This is a genomic window from Niastella vici (assembly GCF_002077945.1).
GTDB lineage: Bacteria > Bacteroidota > Bacteroidia > Chitinophagales > Chitinophagaceae > Niastella > Niastella vici.
The window spans coordinates 78,802-95,519 of record NZ_LVYD01000060.1; the positions used below are offsets into that span (position 1 = coordinate 78,802).

Here is a 16,718-nt window from a genome sequence, read left to right on the forward strand (position 1 = left end):
CCCGGGAGAACTATCTTTTTTTCCTGCCTGAAAAGAGTTTCAGTATGTTGCTCACGACCTTGTCATTGGAACCAAGCCGGCCTTTAATATTGGTATACAATGAAACCATGGCATTATCAAGCCCTACCATCAATTTTTTATTTTCTTCACCAGGTCTCGTCTGATAATAAGTGGCCCTGCGGTAAGGGTTTTCTTCAACAGTGTAATAATACAATGCAATAGACCTTCTGTAAACGTCTGCGGGGCAGGTTGTAGGCTCGGGATGCCCGTGGTAAGAGTCGGCATCGGTATTGAAAATAACACAGCGGTTGTATACAGGCAATACTTTTTCTTCGCAGGCTTTCATTTGCGTATCCCAGAGCTCCAGTTTTCCGCCATATTCCTCTTTCCAATCGGGGTTTAGATAAACCAGCACATTCACCCGTCTTTGCCAGTTGCGATGATGGGGGTGCACCGTAAAATCGGCATGGATATTCAGGTAACCGCCTTTGCCCGACTGATGAATGCCGCCGCCCTCGAGACCATCATCTTTCTGAAGGTTTTTAATTCCGGTAATGGCGCTGAGCCATTTCAGGAAGGCGGGCGAGTTTAATTCGTTTATGGTTTCCCTGATCGTTTCAGGCAACAGGTCGATCTTGTTCAAGCCACGTTTATCTTCGTTATAATGTTTATAATTGATCCAGCCGTCAGATTCGTTCAATTTGTTGAATTCCTCAATACAGGTATCCAGCACTTCGGGATCAAGGAAATTCTCGAGAACAATATGCGGGTAGGGGCTGGCTCCCTGGTATTTTTTACTTAAGTCATCGAGCTTACTATTCCATTTGTCGTAATCGAAGATTGCTTTGGTAGTTGTGATCACTTTATTGGGATTTTAAGCGCTAAAGATATTTATTGGGGTAAAACTTCAAGGGTGGATACAAAGACTTGTTGATTATTTAACGTGGGGGTCATACAATCGTAACTTAACTGCCGATGCACTATCATAACAAGCGAGGGAAATTGCATAATTAAAAAGCCTTAAAATTCTATGGCCTGAAGGTTCTTTATTAAATTCGTCGGGAAATTTGAACAAACAGGCAATTTTATGAGGAACGTATTATTGTTATTTATTACGGCAATTCTTTTATCCAACTGTAATGACCGGCAAGCAGTCAATAATGCTATAGTTACCAATAATAAGGATACGGTGACAAAGGATACTTCGCTTGACAGGGTGAACAGGATCTTCAACAACCCTTTCAGAGATATAAATAACTTTGACATTTCGTTTGGGGACAATTTCATAGACAGCCTGCATGTGTCGTATGTAAAAAAAGGACGATCAGCAGTTACGTTGACTAAGGACATATGCATTGGAGACAATTGCGAATCCTGGAAAACAATTGTTGACAAGCAGGAAAATACTGTTCTTTATTTATTTAAAGGTGACGGTGGTGAATATGGGTTTTCAAACGATCAATACTTTTTAAGAGGTGACAGTTTAGTATATGTTCGGAATTTTAGTGTAAGTATTGAAACATGGCCGACAGATAGCACCGATACAAAATGGAAGATTGAAGAAGTGGTTTATCATTTTCAGGCTAACCAGCCATACACAAGAAATAGAACGGGGTATACCAGCACCCTGGATAAATTTGATTTCAGCTTAAAGGATATGGCAGCGAAGACATCTTTTGATATTGCCACAAAGTTATCTCGGGAAAAGTCGTTGGAACTGAAAAAGCTTTTGAAAATGAAGGACTCGGAAAATCGCGAATAAAAGCTACTGAAATTGGGAATAATGAACTACCAGCGGATAACATGGCAGAACCGAAAAAAGGTGTGTTGCCTGGAAAAAGGATTATAACAACCAAATTGGGGTAAAAATAAATGGCTGATGAAAGTTAAATGGATAATTGCTATGTCTTCAGTTGGAATAGCAGCTTATATACTTGCAGACATATTTCATGAAGTAGTAGGGCATGGCGGCACCTGTGTGATAATTGGGCACAAGATCGATCTTATAACCTCTGTATATTTTAAAAGTACTCCTGGTAGTTTTCTTACAGATATCGGCGGCCCAATAGCTAATTTATTATTTGGTTTGCTAGTACATACTCTTTTAAAAAAACAAAAAAGCCTTTCTCTTCTTTCCATTCTATTTCTGCTGAATTTAATGGCTTACAATTTATGCTGGTTTTCGGGGACTATATTGCAATCTGGCTTTAGTAAAACCGGTGACTGGACTTATACAATAAAAGAATTGAATATCGGAGCATTAGGAAAACCAGTTCTTATAATTGCCGGCGTTATCGCGTATTTGCTTTCCATGAAAATTATCAGGGTGCATGTCAATAAAATCGGGCTTATTTTTGCCGAAGTCCCATTGAGACAAAGTGTTGTCTGTTCCTACTTTGCTGCAGCAATAACAGCAATCGTTAGCGGCTTATTTTTTAAATATGATAGAACACACGCTGCGATTGAAGGGCTTCTCGAAATGTTAGGGTCGCTACCCATTATATTTATTATCCCAGGCATACAAACAAAAGTCAATAATTACGAACTCAGGGCGGGTCCGATCGTTACCGTATCGGTATTCATTTTGTTCATTACTTTTTGTTTCACTCTTGGTAGAGGGATGTCCTAATAATTGCAGCTTTATTAATTAAAGGAATATTCTATTCGGAAATATTGCAGTCATAATAATATGTCATAAGTTCTCAAAACTCCGCATCCCATTCCCCATAAAACTGCTTCAGATAATTCTCCATTAAAGATGCCGTTGCGGGGATAATTGCTCTCCCTACCGGTAATGGTGAAAAAATGCCTTCAGATCCAAAGATATGAAGGCAGGCAATAATGTCCAATCTTATGTACAACTGCTTCATTTTCAGATTGAAACATTGATTGTAAGGTGGGATTCGGTATTTTGCGCCTTTTTTTGGGGTATAGGGCAATAATATTAAGCAGGAATAGAACATGGGGAGTTTTGGAATAGAAATATTTAGAGGCGGCAGGCACTATTTCAATAGTAACGAATGCTGATTTGACAACTGACTCAAGACCCTTGAACTCAATCATATTAATTTGGCAACATCAATATTTATTACTCTTTAAGAGTGTAACTTAGTCCTGGGTCTTCATGTAATAATGGGGAATCTAACTATTGCTATAAATTTGTTGTATAGTTTAATAAGCAAATGATGCTTCTAAACAAAACGCCATACCTGCTATTCATATTATTTGTCTTGCTTCAAAAAAATGTTCCTTCATTTTCACAAAACAAATCTTTGCCCCTGGATGAATGGGTAAAAAGTTTAGACGCGGATGATGATACGCTAAACAAAAACTTTGATACGATCGTGAATATATTGCAGCGTACAGACACTGCCATTGTTTTCCGCACTTTAAATGAGCTTGAAAAAAAAGGTGCTTCGAAAGGACCGTATTTCCAGGTGCGCATAAAACACCTTCGGGCAACTATGTTATGGAAAATACGGGACAAGGCGGCAAAGGATTCCATAATACAACTAATGAAGCCTGCATTGCAACAGGCTTATGCAATAAATGACGAATACCTGATTGCAACTGTAAGCTGGTGGTATGGAGAAACAATGTTTTTTTGCAATCAAATTGAACTGTCGACAATGTATTGTTTAAATGCGGTTGAAATTCTTGATAAAAAAGGAATAACAGCTGAATCGCACAAGTACCAGTTTCTCGGAGAGCTTTTTTATCTCACACGTGACCTTGACAAGGGTATCTATTACATTCGTCGATCTATTAAAAATGAAAAAGACACTTCCCGTGATGCAAGAGTAAATACGATGAGCCGTTGGAATACAATAGCGCTTTGCTGGCGAAAAATTGGCAACTACGATTCTGCATTTCATTATTTTGATGTTGCCATGCAAATGGCGAATGCGTTAAATTCTGAAGTTTGGAAAGGAATAATTTCGGGAAATAAAGGATATACCTATTTTTTACAAAAAAAATACGACATCGCCAAGCCATTGTTGGAATTTGACTACCGCACCAGTAAACAGCATGACGAAATTGCCAATGCGGCCCACGCGTTGCAAATGATAGCGAGACTGAATTTAATGCAGGGCAAAAAAGACAGCGCATTGCTGCAGGTGAAGGAAGCGCTGCGAATGCTTCAACAACAACCTCAACCGTTGCCTTATTTCCTTCAGGACCTGTATTATGCCACAGCCGATGTATATCGTGTACTGGGCAACAGCGACAGCTTTTATCACTATTCACAATTATACAATAACCTCCACGATTCCATCGAACGGGCCGTTGCAAACAGCCGTTTGGAAATTGCCCGGCTCAGGCTCGACAATCAGTCGAACGTTTCTGAGATTCGTGATCTTCAAAAAGAAAAAGAGGCTGAAATACAAGAACGTAACTATATTATTGCCGCAATTGTTTTTGTTGCCATTGTGGGTTTACTTATTATCAATCGCCAGCGTTTAAAATCCAGGTTTAACCGACAATTGGCTTTTCAGCAAAAGGTTGCTGCCGAAAATGAACTTACAGCGGCAAAAGTGCAACTGGATATGTTTACCCAAAGCATTATTGAAAAAACAAGGGTTATAGAACAGTTGGAACAGCAGGTAGCAACCAAACCATTTACCGATGAACAGCAACAGCTTGCCAGCGAGCTAAGCCGGCAAACCATACTTACCGAAGAAGAGTGGGAAAAATTTAAGACACTATTCGGAAAAATATATCCGGGCTTTTTTTTAAAACTCAAGGAAATGGTACCCGACATTACTGTAGCCGAGCAGCGTATGGCAGCGCTTATCCGGTTGCATCTAAACACAAAACAAATGGCGTCCATGCTCGGTATTTCTACCGATAGCGTTTATAAAATCAGGCAACGTCTTCGCAAGCGGTTACAACTGGATGATGAGTTAGCCACCGAAACATTTCTGACCAAAATTTAAAGAGCGGGTGTTTGCTTGCGACAACAGATAAGTCAACTTCCGCAGAATAAACCCCTCTCCTAAAAGGAGTTACGATATATGTCCATTTTTTGTCCAGTTGGTGTCAGACTTTTGTCAGCCTTCGAATTTGGATCTCCAGCTGGTATGCAGGTAATTTCGCTTTTAATAAAATGGCGCCGCCTGTAATTCCATGAAGAAAAAAAATTGGTTCCTGGTTATTATCATACTTATTGCGGCGCTGCTGATAGCAATCGTATTTTGGGTTTATGCTAAAAGAATTGAGCATATTGAAAATAAGATGAGCCACTCCAAGCTATCAGCCCATTGCGTTGCACCAGCCGATCCCCGGCGTATAGAAATCATGTAATATTTTTTCTACTCATGCCCATGAAATGTCCCGGGCACACGACTAACTATTTATTGCCGCGTTAAATTCATGAGCCCGTCATTTGACATTGGGGTCTCTGAACATTCCCAATTGCCAATATAGCTACGCAGATTAAATTTCTCATCTATAGGGGTTTATAATTCATTTCCATTTTTTGTCCGGTTGTTAAAGGATGACGTTCAGCTTTTTGTCCGGTCGGTGTCAGACTTTTGTCGGCTTCAGAATTTGGATCTGCCCTGGTCTGGAGCTAATTTACGTTCAGAAAAAAGGCGCTACTTAATCAATAAAAAAGCATCTCCAAAAACTATCATAAAAATGAACACCACACATCAATCCCAGGTAAGCAGCATATATGAAGATCAGGCAGATTGCAATGGCATTACTGAGATACCAACAGAAAGGGACGGAAGTGATAGCACTTTTGTAATAGTGGACTCTGCGGAGATGGAACTTTTTCCTCTCATGAGTCCTGCGGCAACAGATGATGCTGCTGTGCTATACCTTGAGAAAGGCGAAGTTACCCTGGTGCTCGACATGAAAACATACAAACTTTCCAAAGGGATGCTTCTTTACAAGGTTCCCAAAGTGACCGTTCAGTTACTAAGCTTTAGTGAAGATTGCCATTTTAAAGTATTTTGCTTTGCGCCTCCCTTTGCAATTTCAGGCAGTATGCCCATAGCCCACCTTGAGACAATAACAGTGATAGCTTCGAACAATCCTGTTCTTATTCTTGATACTTTAACTGCAGCAACGGTCACTGTTTTGTTCTGGCTGCTTCTGAAGAAAGCAAATTGGGAAGAAAATGCGCAATCGCATGATGAAACCATACAACATATATTTAGTCTTTTGATGCTCGAGATTGTTTCCTCCTATAAGAGGAATATAGCAGAGTAATCCTTGTTGATAAGGCTGAAAAGTGTAACTCACAATTAAAACGACAATAATGAAACCGCAACATGTTCAGCAGGAAGTTTTGATTTTCGCAAACACAACACTTTCACAGGAGGCTCTATGTAGAAAAAACAGCAGCAACAAAAACAACTCAGCTAATGAGGAACTGGAAGAAGCCTTCTGGGATGGTTTGTTAAATGAATTAGTCCCTGAAATCATGCCTTCAACACGGAATACAATGATGGTTATCTGGGGAGTATATGTAGGAGAATTTTATTTTCTCATTGATCTGGCAAACAGTCCCGGAATTGTTGAACCAATATATTCTATAAATCCTGATTTACTTTCATCTTTAATCAATATGAACTGATTAAAGATGCTGACATGGCAAAATTGACCGCCGATCCCGCATCATCGGTAGCCATTTAGACATTATTATAATATGAAAACAAATGAGCCTATTGTAGGCAGCAATGCTTCTCCAATATCTGTAAGAAAATTTAGCGTGAAAGAAGTTTTAGTTGCGTTGATATTTTTCCTTGTCCTATTTATATTCCTTCCATTGGAGTATGATAACATAAAAGCAAAGGCAATTATCTATCCTGTTATGTGGATCAGCATGGGGTATATCGTGTTCAAGGCATTTCCGGGAAAATCACTTACCAAAAGTAGTTTACTTATAATATTGGGTGTAATCTGTTTATCTTACACCTTTAGCCATGTGATTGGTTTCTGCGGATGGATCAAACATGGTACTTTATACAAAAACAAAAGAGATAAATCCATTAGGATCATCTGCAGAACATATGAGTGTTTTGGAACTGCTGAAGGTTGTCAATTGTTTGAGGAGCGAAGAATTACAGAACACATTAAGTGGGTTACGAGTTTCGACGAAAAACCTATTGACACAACTAAGTGGCAAAGCGTTCCTTTCATGTCCTCAGAATGAAACGATTTATTGGAAATTCAACAGTTTACCTATATACTAAATCTTCTGAAAATTTAATTTTTAAACAAGATCCATCCGGATTAATCCTCTTATAACGGTCCGGATATAGTGAGTTCTTATCTTATTAAGATCACCGTTCCCTGGGCCTGCGTCGGCTTCCCCGTAAGAAGGTCTTCATACTCGATGATCCACACGTAAGTTCCCAACGGTTGTGGCTGACCGCCAAAGCGTCCATCCCATCCCGCCGCGTTGTTACTGGTATAGAAGACCCTCATACCCCACCGGTCGTATACGGCAAAGGCATTTAGCTTCACAGGTCGTGATGGAGGTATGCGGAATACATCATTTTTTCCATCCCCATTCGGAGTGAAAGCGTCGGGCATCTTCAACGTCTTAAATACGCTGATTGTCACCTTGCCACTTGCCGTGCAATTCGCGTCTGTAGAAACGATCACCTGGTAGGTCGTATTATTCACAGGGGTGGCTACCGGCGCTGCGGTATACGGGTTGTCCAGGCCGGCGGCAGGCGTCCATTGATAGCTCGTCACGGGACCCGTAACGCCGGTTTTTAATACCACCGACTGGCCCATACCGATTATGGTATCCGGCATCAGGGCAACCGTCGGATTGGCATTCACGGTCATTACCACCTGGTTTTGAGAGGCCGTTGGAACGCTGCAGCTCAGGCTGCTGGTCAGGATACAGCTCACCACATCCCCGTCGGCCAGGTTATTGGAGGTGAACACTGCCTTGTTGGGCCCTGCATTAATTCCATTTACCTGCCATTGGTATCCGGGCGAAGTGCCTTCATTGACCGGCGTTGCTGTAAAACTCACCTGCGTTCCAGAACAGATGGCCGTCGTTGAGGCAGCAATATGCACGGAAGCGTTTGGCACAGCTTTTACCTGTTCTACGATCGTATTGGAGACAGTGGTTGGTGTGGTAGTACAGGCTGCGCCGCTGGTCATAACACAACTGATGGCATCCCCATCATTCAACGACCCGGTAACATAGGTGTTACCTGTTGTCCCCGCAGGCACCCCATTCACCAGCCATTGAAAAGCAGGTGCAGCTCCCCCATTGGTTGGGCTTGCCGTAAAGCTCGCCGTCGATCCTATGCAAACAAAAGGCGCCGCCGTTGCAATGCTGACAACTGGTGTCACCAGTGGACTCACCGTTATCGCCACGAGGTTGGATGCCGCAGTGGGCTTCGTCACACAGTCCGCATTGCTCGTTACCATACAGCTCACGATATCTCCATTATTTAACCCGGAATTGGTATACGTGGCGCTATTCGTACCTGTATTGGTTCCATTGACCAACCACTGATAAGCCGGTGCCAGTCCTCCATTTGTGGCAACCGCCTTAAAATTCGCAGGCGATCCGGCACACAACGGCCCCACTGGCCCTGAAACAATTATGACTGGCGTTACCAGCGGGTTCACGGTAATTTTCACAGCGTTGGAAACTGCCGATGAAGTAGTGGTACAAACCGCATTACTCGTAAGCAAACAAGTCACTACATCTCCGTTATTTAATCCCTGATTCGTATACGTGGAGCTATTCGTTCCTGTATTCACCCCATTCAGCTGCCACTGGAAGGTTGGAGTACTGCCCCCATGGGTGGCGCTGGCGGTAAAGCTGGCTGGTGAACCGGCACAGATGGCCCCTGCAGGCCCCATCACGCTGACGGTTGGCGTCACTATCGGGTTCACTGTTATCGTTAAAGAATTGGAAGCTGCCGTTGGCGTAGTGGCACAGGTAGAATTACTCGTGAGCATACAACTTACAACATCTCCGTTATTCAACCCCGAATTCGCATATGTGCTGCTGTTTGTTCCCACATTTGCCCCATTCACCTGCCATTGATAGGCCGGTGCACTGCCTTCATTCGTTGTACTGGCGGTAAAGTTCACTGCAGAGCCTATGCAAACATCACCGGCGGGCATTGTGATCGACACTGTTGGTGGGGAAGGGGTGTTGACAACCAGAACAACCGGAACCGTAGTGATTAGCCCGCACGTATTGGAAATAGAACACTGGTATTGCAAAGTATTCATTCCGGCTAAAGCTGATGTCACCGTCAGGTTATTGGTCGTAGCGCCGCCATATACCCCGCCATCACTCAGATCGCTCCAACCACTACCTGAATTCACCTGCCACTGATAACCCGTAGCATCCGTTGCTGCCAGGGTAAAATTCGTATTCGCACCCACACATACCGCATTGCCGGCAGGTTGCGTGATAATCTTTGCAAACAGGCAATTATGTACTTTCCGGATGATAAAATTCGATTGATCGGCAAGGTAGAGATTGCCTCCATTGTCAATGGCGATACCGGTGATAGCCGTCATTTTGGCTGCGTTCGCCGGCCCTCCGTCTCCACTATAGCCTCCCTGACCACCAATGCCTGCATAGGTACTGATCGTTCCGGTATTGTCTATCTTTCGCACGCAGTTGTTTGCCGCATCGTCGATATACATGTTATCGCTGGCATCGAACACTACCTGCCATGCGCCAAAGAATTGGGCATTTATCGCCGGGCCGCCATCTCCTGAAAACCCCACTGTTCCGTTGCCGGCAACTGTAGTTATGATCCCGGCAGCATCAATTTTCCGTATCCGGTTATTCCCCGCGTCTGGAATATAAATATTGCCTGCATTGTCAAAAGCAACCCCATAAGGATGGTTCAACTGCGCCGAGGTAGCCGGTCCCCCGTCACCGCTAAATCCTGGTACTCCTGTTCCGGCAATCGTGGTGATGATGCCGGCACTGTTCACTTTACGCACGACCCCGGCAGAATAGTCTGAGATATAAAAATTCCCCGCATTGTCGGGCACAAACCGCGTTATCTGTTTAAAGGTTGCCGCTGTCAACGGTCCGCCATCGCCTGTGCTGGCCATTCCATTGGCTTGTGTAAATGTAATGATCGTACTGATGATGCCCGATGCATCTATCTTCCTTACTGTTCCGTCATTTGCGTTGAAGTAAAGATTTCCGGCATTGTCTACCGTAAGCCAGTATCCGCCCTGAATTTGGGCCAATGTTGCCGGTCCGCCATCTCCCGTATTACCAAAGGTACCGGTACCTGCATACACAGTCGCAATGCCTGCGGTATTGATCTTCCAGATACGATTGTTGTCGGGGTCGGTAAAAAACACATTCCCGCCATTGTCAACAGCCACGTTAAATGGGTCCCTGATCACTGTTGAGGTTGCTGGTCCGCCTGCTCCGCTAAATCCGAATACCTTCGGTGTGCCGGCAATAGTTGTGATCATCTGGGCACGCAGCTCCCGTATCGGGAAAAAGAACAGGATGGCTAAAAAGACGGGTAAAGCGGGTTTCATAGTTCGGTTTGAATAGCGCTAAAATAATCAATTTTTTTTTCGCGTTGATCCTTCTTAAAGTAAACGAGAATTAGGGCAGTACTGTGTCTTCGCTCGCATCATCGACTACTCCATAACTGGCTCAACCATCGTGGAGGCAAACGGGTCTGGATATGGGAAAAGGTCAAATACAAAAGACGTCATAGATGGAGCTGCGAGGTATTGCAGAAGGTTTAATAAAGAGTTCTCTGTTATGTATAATGCTGAAAATCTCGTTATACGAACGGGTACCGTTTATATATCAACAAATGATGCTGATCTGGTAGTGCTGGCAAAAAAGGCCCGGCACGCTAACCTGAAATTGGGAAAAGATATAGGTATTATTTCATTTAACGAAACACCGCTGAAAGAGTTGTTAGATATAACTGTAATCACAACCGACTTTGAAGCCATGGGCAAAAGCGCCGCTGAATGTATCATGGAAAAGAATATAAAACAGGTATTGAACCCTTTTTATATGATAAAGCGGGGATCAATATAACCAGAAAATTGAAAAAATACAGGTGATTTTCCTTTTATATTTTTGGGTAAATGATGTCAAACTATGTAAACGAAAGCGAGGTATTTGAATTTTTCTTTGCCACAAGCCTATGCTATATGCAAATGACGGCAAATAAGAGGATGCTTTTACCTTATTACCTGCAGTCCGAACTTTTCAATATTAAACGTAGTCTTTTAACGAAGAACCTCACAAGATAATCCCGTGCCAACGCCACCGTTTTTTTCGCCGGCTATAGCTTTATTTAATTGCAGGGCGTCCGTCCAATAGGCTTCATCACCGAAGGTTTCGAAGCGAAATGTTTGTTTGCCTTCTTCGAGCATTTTATTTGCATTGGCAGTAGTTGGATCTTCCTTTTCTTTTACGTTTTTTGGGGGCTGACCAGATGAAGAATAATGCACTATATGATATTTTATTACTCCGGAAAGAAGTCGTATAATTTACGCATTTGAGGGCGGCTTAAGCTTGTTGATTAGAAGGTTGCACCCTTCTCTTTGGCTAGCAAGTGGCGAATAGAATTGCAGCGCTTGTTCAAAGCTTTATTATGAAATGAAGTTATTTTTTAACAGGCACTTCCAGCATAATTGTTATTATGCTTCCCACTGAACCACCTTCATTGCCCACATTATAATCGGCGCGCTTAATATTAAATTGCCCTTTAAAAAGACCGGCATCCCCTTTTGCATTAAATGTAAAAGATATTTCCACCGGCCTGGTAGTGCCTTTTAAAGTCAAATCACCGAGTGCTTTATATCCCGTACCGGCTTTTTCAATTTTCCTGGAGTGAAAGGTGATCAGCGGGTATTTATCTGTATTTAACCATATCTCCTTTTTACGAAGGTCCCGGTTGCGCAAACCTATCCCGGTGCTTACTGTTTTTGCTTCAATACTTGCCGAAACAGAACTACCCGGTAAATCATTTTCGCTAAACCGGATGGTTGCCTTCAACCCGGAGAAATTACCATGTACTGTTCCAAAAGGGCCTTTTACACTAAAATTAATTTTAGCATTCACTGCATCCACATTCCAGTTGCCTGCCAGGGCTAAACTTATAATTACGAGTGATGCCGCTAGTGGTTGTCTTACTTTCATATGATTTTTTTTGTAGCCCAACCTAAGAATCTTTTATAGGCTAATTGACAATAACAGTAGCTTTCATTGTAGAATGGTATGTACAGTGGTAGGGAAAAGTACCCTGTGCGTTAAATGTTTTCGTAAAGGAATACCCCGCTTTAATGTCGCCACTGTTAAAACTGTCGTTATCTGCTGTAACTGTATGCGTAGTATTGTCATTATTAGTCCAGGTAACAGTCGTTCCTGCTTTCACCGTAAGGCTGGTTATAGAAAAACTCATGTTTTTCATGGTTACGGTGTTATTGTTGGCAGGTGTGTTATTATTATTATTCGAGGATGAACCATAAGAACTTCCTTTACTGCAAGAACTTGCAAGCGCGGCTACCAATGCTCCAATGATAAGCATTGGTAGGAAATATTGCTTTTTCATATACAATCGTTTATAATAATTACGAATAATGAAGCTTATTAGTTGCTCAACAAGAAAATCCAATATGTTAAAAGAGAGCTGAAGCCTTTAATGATAACCTGCCTATAGCAGGCTTTTTTCGCTGGGCTTTAGTACAAAAAATCATGTGGAGTAGATGAAATTACAATTGATACAAAAAAAGACAGGATATAAGATACTACCGAGTTGCGCCTGTTGCACAATTATGGATTAGGCAGAATGAATAATACTTTGGCAGCCGGTATGCGCTATGCCCATGCATGGTTTAAAAGTTATTCAAATTAAAAAAAACTTCAAATCCAATCATTTGAAGGGTTTCATTTTTTGGTCGGGTGGACTGGCGAATTTCGAACCTGTTGGTACAGGATTTAAAGGTATTAAGAGAGTTTGTAAAACTCAATGGAGGATTGATAATAACCGCGGCAACCAATTAATTTTGAGTGCCAAAATGACAAAGAATAATTTCGAGGAAGGCAAGAAGTAAGAACTATAATGCAGATTACTAAGCATTAGATCGGCTCAAACAAAGGGGCAAAAAGATCAGCTTAGTATTTTGGCTATTGATTCAGAACGATGGTTTTCACTTGTATATTGGCACCATTGTAATTAAAAATGACCTTAAGACGTTTTAAAGAAAGGATAAATGGGTGAAAGCAGCTTTATCACGGGAGCGAATATTGATATTAATGGAGGTTCATTCTTTTCATGAATGAGAACCACGTAGCCCGGTGCAGGGAAGTACGGCGCGGAAGATTTCAATTAACAAAAAAAACATATATAGTATGACCACATTATTGGGTGTTATGCCGGTCGTGCTGCTGCTGGCTTGTTCGCGGCAACTGTCTTCACCGGCAGCGACAGAGACGGCAACACTCACTCATACAACGGCCGTTTACAGAACCGTGTATGTCTCCACGGCCAGCCAGCTAACGAGCGCATTGGCCAATGCGCTGCCCGGCGACAGCATTGTGCTGGCCGACGGCACTTATTCCGGTCACTTTACCATGGCCGTGAGCGGAACGGCTGCCGTGCCTATCATTTTGCAGGGTAGCCGCAATGCCATTCTGGATGGCGGCGATATCAATACGGGCTATGTTCTGCATCTGAAAGCAGCCTACTGCACCGTTCGCGGTTTCACCGTTCGCAACGGACTCAAAGGGATTATGACCGACGGCACAGTGTATAATCTAATAGATAGTGTGCGAGTGTATAATATCGGCGAGGAAGGCATTCACCTGCGCACGTTCAGCTCGCACAACACCATCCTGCGTTGCGATATCAGCTACACCGGTTTAAAAACACCTGGCTACGGCGAAGGCGTGTATATGGGTTCCGCTAAAAACAACTGGGGGACGTATACCGGTGGCAACCCCGATAAAAGTGATTCCAACCAGGTGTTGAACAACCATATCGGCCCAAATGTAGCAGCCGAGTGCATTGATGTCAAGGAAGGCACCACGGGCGGTCTTGTCAGCGGCAATTATTTTGACGCCAGCGGCATCACCGGTGCCAATTCGGCCGATAGCTGGTTGGATGTGAAAGGCAATTACTACAACATCGATGGCAACACGGGTTATAATCCTTCCGGCTCTGTACTGGTGGATGGTTTCCAGGTGCATTGCGTGTACAGCGGCTGGGGTAACTACAATGTGTTCACCAATAACAATTGTACCGTCAATGCCAGCGGCTATGGCTTTAACATCCAGCTGAGCGGCAGCAACGGCACGACGGTGGGCAATAAAGTGTATTCCAATAACACGGTGACAGAAGCCGTCAGCGGTGTATCCAATATCGCGTTAAGCAATTAAAGCGATCCGGCGTATGAATTAAAAATTCAGCAGGGTGTTCGTACTGGCACGCTTTGGGTAAAGACACCGCTGGGTATAGTAAAGGAGTTGCTGCTGGAAAATATTCATCAGGAAGGCAATGCCAAATCAATCATCTGGCGGCACGCTAAAAGGGCAACCGGCTTTCAAGGTACTTTATAAAGAACCCAGATGGAAAAGCATTTACAGTCGTCTTTAAGAAGATTACTATCAATGACCCAGTTAGTAGACCTAAAAAAATAGTTATTTATACTTTGTGAAATTCTTTATATTAGTTGAGAGCGTGTGTTAGATAATGAGTAAAAGGTAGTACCAACCATTCTTCCCTTATGAATAAAACAGTCGTTGTTATTGGTATATTGTTGATAGCACTGCAACCATACCAGCCCTGCCAGGCGCAATCTGCCAACATTTCCCGGTTAAGAAGCAAGATTCTTGCCAGGCAACAACAACCTGGCTATTTAAAAGATACAGCCTATGTTGATCTACTTGACAGCCTGGCCTTTGCCTATTACAAGATTAGCGTCGACAGCCTGGTTTTCTACAGCGACAAGGCCCTGGCACTTGCAACCCAAATGGGGTATGCCAGGGGCCAGTCCATAAGTCTAAGGCATAAAGGAAATGCCTATTTTGAACTGGGCGACTATTCAAAAATGTTACAGTATTACCAGGATGCACTTCGTGTGGCAGAGAAGGCGAACGATTCGCTACTCATGGCGAAAGCCATGTACAATATAGGGAATAATGCCTACCTGATAATAGGGAGAGATGAGGACGCCCGGAATATAATAAAAAAGGCAGCCGATATTTTTCAAGCCAGGAAAGACAGCCTTGCCTTGTATCAGGCAATAGCTGTAATTGGGAGACTTTGGACCTATGATGAAAAGTACGAAGAGGCGTTGACATGTTTTAATCGTGCATTGCAGGTGGCAACAGCCCTGAAAGACAGGTATGCCATTGCGATAGTCAACGAGCAAGTTGGACTGCTTTACCAGGCCGAAGGCAGGTTAAAAGAAGCATTGGCCTTGTTATTTCAAGCCTGGGATTATTTTAGTAATACCGATGATATGGCACGCCAGTCCATATGCGCCAGCGAGGTTGCCAACGTATATATTCAGTTAAAGAACTACCCAATGGCTTTAAAATATGCCAGTATAAGTTTACAAAAGGCGCAGTCGGTAAAAAGTAAACCCCATATTCTGAACGCCGTCAGAGAGATGGCTGCTGCTTATGAAGCATTGGGCAATACTCGTTATGCATTGAAGTATTTCAAATTGATAAAGGAGGCTTCGGACAGTGTTGCTTATGAAACAATGCGTAAGAAAACAGAACAACTGGAGGCACGCTATGAATTCGAGAAAAAGGAAGCCCTTTTAAAAGCTGCCCAGGAAAAAAAGGATGCCCTGAATAAAAGTATTGTTCAGAAAAAGGAACTGCAGATTTTCATTGCTTTGCTGTTAATCCTGCTCCTTAGTCTGCTGGTTCTGTTACTAATCAGAAGTAGAGCAATCAAACAAAAGAACAACTTGATACTGGAAGCCAAGAATGAAGAAATAGAGCGACAAGCCATATTATTGTTGAAAAATAACCAGGAAAAAGACAACATGTTCTCCATCATTTCCCATGACCTGAAAGTGCCATTACATTCTCTAAAAGTGATACTGCAATTACTGGGAGATAGCTACCAGGAAAAGGAAACTATGGAAAAGATACTGGAAGAACTTCGCCGGGATATTAATCATTCTACGGACCTGGTGAATAACCTGCTGTTCTGGGCCAATAGCCAGTTTAAGGGCAGCACCGTTTTGCCTGTTATATTTTCTGTACGCCAGGTCATAACCGATGCTTTGCAAATTTTTATTAAACAGGCTGCCGTAAAAGGCATTAACCTTGAGCATGAATTGACCGCTGATGAAATAACTGTATGGGCCGACATGAATATGATACAGGTTATCATTCGTAACCTGGTGAGCAATGCCATTAAATTTTGTAATATGGGCGATACTATTACCATTTCGGCAAGCACCACCAATGCTGTAGTTACCATAAGCGTGGCAGATAGCGGGATAGGCATACCACCGGAAACACTGGAAAAAATAAACCAGGGCCAAATGGTTTCCACTTTTGGTACGGCAGATGAAAAGGGCATAGGCCTGGGCTTGCGGTTATGTTATGAACTGGCCAAATTAAATGATGGCATATTAACAGTACAAAGCAAGCCTGGAAAAGGCAGTATCTTCTACCTGGCATTGCCATGCAAGCCTTTGCAACCCTATGTCAGGAACATATTTGCACCCCTAAAAAAGTGAGTTTTGTAAAA

Annotated in this window: 14 protein-coding genes; 9 read left to right on the forward strand and 5 right to left on the reverse strand. The window is 42.8% G+C overall.

The window, feature by feature from the left end; translation table 11 throughout:
- Positions 1–10 precede the first annotated feature (10 nt).
- Entirely contained in the window at positions 11–862 is an 852-nt protein-coding gene (locus tag A3860_RS27905) for a 2OG-Fe(II) oxygenase (protein WP_081152762.1), read from the reverse strand.
- 225 nt (positions 863–1,087) lie between these two features.
- Here A3860_RS27905 and A3860_RS27910 point away from each other — a divergent pair, with 225 nt between their 5' ends.
- From A3860_RS27910 to A3860_RS27940, 6 genes are all read left to right on the forward strand, one after another.
- Complete coding sequence (locus tag A3860_RS27910; RefSeq protein ID WP_081152765.1) at positions 1,088–1,762, forward strand: hypothetical protein; 675 nt, start codon at positions 1,088–1,090, stop codon at positions 1,760–1,762.
- Between the two features lie 117 nt (positions 1,763–1,879).
- Positions 1,880–2,629, forward strand: coding sequence for a hypothetical protein (locus tag A3860_RS27915; protein WP_081152767.1), 750 nt, complete (start codon positions 1,880–1,882; stop codon positions 2,627–2,629).
- A 601-nt stretch (positions 2,630–3,230) separates the two neighbouring features.
- Complete coding sequence (locus A3860_RS27925) at positions 3,231–4,937, forward strand: hypothetical protein (RefSeq protein WP_143774294.1); 1,707 nt, start codon at positions 3,231–3,233, stop codon at positions 4,935–4,937.
- A 703-nt stretch (positions 4,938–5,640) separates the two neighbouring features.
- Entirely contained in the window at positions 5,641–6,219 is a 579-nt protein-coding gene (locus tag A3860_RS27930; protein WP_081152776.1) for a hypothetical protein, read from the forward strand.
- Positions 6,220–6,268: 49 nt separating this feature from the next.
- Positions 6,269–6,586: a hypothetical protein gene (locus tag A3860_RS27935; protein ID WP_081152778.1), complete on the forward strand. Its 318-nt coding sequence runs from the start codon at positions 6,269–6,271 to the stop codon at positions 6,584–6,586.
- 72 nt (positions 6,587–6,658) lie between these two features.
- Entirely contained in the window at positions 6,659–7,165 is a 507-nt protein-coding gene (locus A3860_RS27940) for a hypothetical protein (RefSeq protein ID WP_143774295.1), read from the forward strand.
- 116 nt (positions 7,166–7,281) lie between these two features.
- Here the strand turns inward: A3860_RS27940 and A3860_RS27945 are convergent, their stop codons facing one another.
- Positions 7,282–10,512, reverse strand: a complete 3,231-nt coding sequence (locus A3860_RS27945) for an NHL domain-containing protein (protein WP_081152783.1) — start codon at positions 10,510–10,512, stop codon at positions 7,282–7,284.
- A 232-nt stretch (positions 10,513–10,744) separates the two neighbouring features.
- Here A3860_RS27945 and A3860_RS27950 point away from each other — a divergent pair, with 232 nt between their 5' ends.
- Positions 10,745–11,032 carry a type 1 periplasmic-binding domain-containing protein gene (locus A3860_RS27950; protein ID WP_081152786.1) on the forward strand — a complete coding sequence of 96 codons (288 nt, stop codon included), beginning with the start codon at positions 10,745–10,747 and terminating at the stop codon, positions 11,030–11,032.
- A 194-nt stretch (positions 11,033–11,226) separates the two neighbouring features.
- On the opposite strand, the gene A3860_RS27955 is transcribed toward A3860_RS27950, so the two are convergent.
- The 3 genes from A3860_RS27955 to A3860_RS27965 all read right to left on the reverse strand — a co-directional run bounded on the left by A3860_RS27955 (position 11,227) and on the right by A3860_RS27965 (position 12,554).
- Entirely contained in the window at positions 11,227–11,451 is a 225-nt protein-coding gene (locus A3860_RS27955) for a hypothetical protein (RefSeq protein ID WP_081152789.1), read from the reverse strand.
- Positions 11,452–11,605: 154 nt separating this feature from the next.
- Entirely contained in the window at positions 11,606–12,142 is a 537-nt protein-coding gene (locus tag A3860_RS27960; RefSeq protein ID WP_081152792.1) for a YceI family protein, read from the reverse strand.
- Between the two features lie 40 nt (positions 12,143–12,182).
- Positions 12,183–12,554 carry a cupredoxin domain-containing protein gene (locus A3860_RS27965; RefSeq protein ID WP_216823516.1) on the reverse strand — a complete coding sequence of 124 codons (372 nt, stop codon included), beginning with the start codon at positions 12,552–12,554 and terminating at the stop codon, positions 12,183–12,185.
- An 800-nt stretch (positions 12,555–13,354) separates the two neighbouring features.
- Between A3860_RS27965 and A3860_RS27975 the strand changes: the two genes are divergently transcribed.
- Together A3860_RS27975 and A3860_RS27980 are read left to right on the forward strand one after the other, a co-directional pair.
- Complete coding sequence (locus tag A3860_RS27975) at positions 13,355–14,380, forward strand: right-handed parallel beta-helix repeat-containing protein (RefSeq protein ID WP_081152798.1); 1,026 nt, start codon at positions 13,355–13,357, stop codon at positions 14,378–14,380.
- A gap of 347 nt (positions 14,381–14,727) precedes the next feature.
- Positions 14,728–16,707, forward strand: a complete 1,980-nt coding sequence (locus A3860_RS27980) for a tetratricopeptide repeat-containing sensor histidine kinase (protein WP_081152801.1) — start codon at positions 14,728–14,730, stop codon at positions 16,705–16,707.
- Positions 16,708–16,718 lie beyond the last annotated feature (11 nt).

Bases quoted from the DNA above. Each gene is read 5' to 3' on its own strand.
- A3860_RS27910 (WP_081152765.1), top strand. From the start codon at position 1,088: ATGAGGAACGTATTATTGTTATTTATTACGGCAATTCTTTTATCCAAC.
- A3860_RS27915 (WP_081152767.1), top strand. From the start codon at position 1,880: ATGAAAGTTAAATGGATAATTGCTATGTCTTCAGTTGGAATAGCAGCT.
- A3860_RS27930 (WP_081152776.1), top strand. From the start codon at position 5,641: ATGAACACCACACATCAATCCCAGGTAAGCAGCATATATGAAGATCAG.
- A3860_RS27935 (WP_081152778.1), top strand. From the start codon at position 6,269: ATGAAACCGCAACATGTTCAGCAGGAAGTTTTGATTTTCGCAAACACA.
- A3860_RS27940 (WP_143774295.1), top strand. From the start codon at position 6,659: ATGAAAACAAATGAGCCTATTGTAGGCAGCAATGCTTCTCCAATATCT.
- A3860_RS27945 (WP_081152783.1), bottom strand. From the start codon at position 10,512: ATGAAACCCGCTTTACCCGTCTTTTTAGCCATCCTGTTCTTTTTCCCG.
- A3860_RS27950 (WP_081152786.1), top strand. From the start codon at position 10,745: ATGTATAATGCTGAAAATCTCGTTATACGAACGGGTACCGTTTATATA.
- A3860_RS27960 (WP_081152792.1), bottom strand. From the start codon at position 12,142: ATGAAAGTAAGACAACCACTAGCGGCATCACTCGTAATTATAAGTTTA.
- A3860_RS27965 (WP_216823516.1), bottom strand. From the start codon at position 12,554: ATGAAAAAGCAATATTTCCTACCAATGCTTATCATTGGAGCATTGGTA.
- A3860_RS27975 (WP_081152798.1), top strand. From the start codon at position 13,355: ATGACCACATTATTGGGTGTTATGCCGGTCGTGCTGCTGCTGGCTTGT.
- A3860_RS27980 (WP_081152801.1), top strand. From the start codon at position 14,728: ATGAATAAAACAGTCGTTGTTATTGGTATATTGTTGATAGCACTGCAA.